1 protein-coding gene is annotated in these 588 nt (G+C 37.2%); it reads right to left on the bottom strand.

The window, feature by feature from the left end; all coding sequences use genetic code 11:
- The coding region (locus tag NZ579_08235; protein ID MCS7299924.1) for a hypothetical protein at nucleotides 1-588 on the bottom strand (588 nt) is incomplete at both ends.

Here is a 588-nt window from a genome sequence, read left to right as displayed (position 1 = left end):
ATTAGCTATGTTAGAACCTCTTACCTTGAATGCAACAGAAGCAGATCCATAATAATTTGATATCCAGAATTTAATAGTTACACCGTTAGCGTTGGTTAGCAGATAGTCGATTTTTGGATTATCAGGATCAGGAGTTCCTGGCCAGCCGTTGAATGAGCCAGAAATAGCAAAACTACCTATTCCTTCTGATCCTTTGTTGGTAGCAATATTAGATACTATTATGTAAGCGTTGATATTGGTTACAAGATATGAGGGACCTACTGAAGCCCATGACTGAATACCATTTGGATGAACATCAACATTATTACCACTAACTGTATTAGTATTAGTATGGTAAATAAACACATCCTGGCCTGCTTGTACTGCAGCACTTCTATCATTTATCTCTCCACCACTGGCACTTTTCTCAACTAGAGCCCAACTGGATGGTTCTCCAGGAGTTCCGTTGACAAATTTGAAATTCAAGGTTATATTGTTAGTCAAATCGTTAGCAAGAACTATCTTGTATAATGGTAATCCATCACTATCATTTGAAACAAATGAAAGTTTGGCTCTACTATCTTCAAGTTTCCAGTTAGAAAGGACAAC

Source organism: Spirochaetota bacterium, from assembly GCA_025061835.1.
GTDB lineage: Bacteria > Spirochaetota > Brevinematia > DTOW01 > DTOW01 > SKYB106.
Note: the sequence above shows the minus strand (reverse complement) of the source record. Positions and strands in the feature narration are given on the sequence as shown.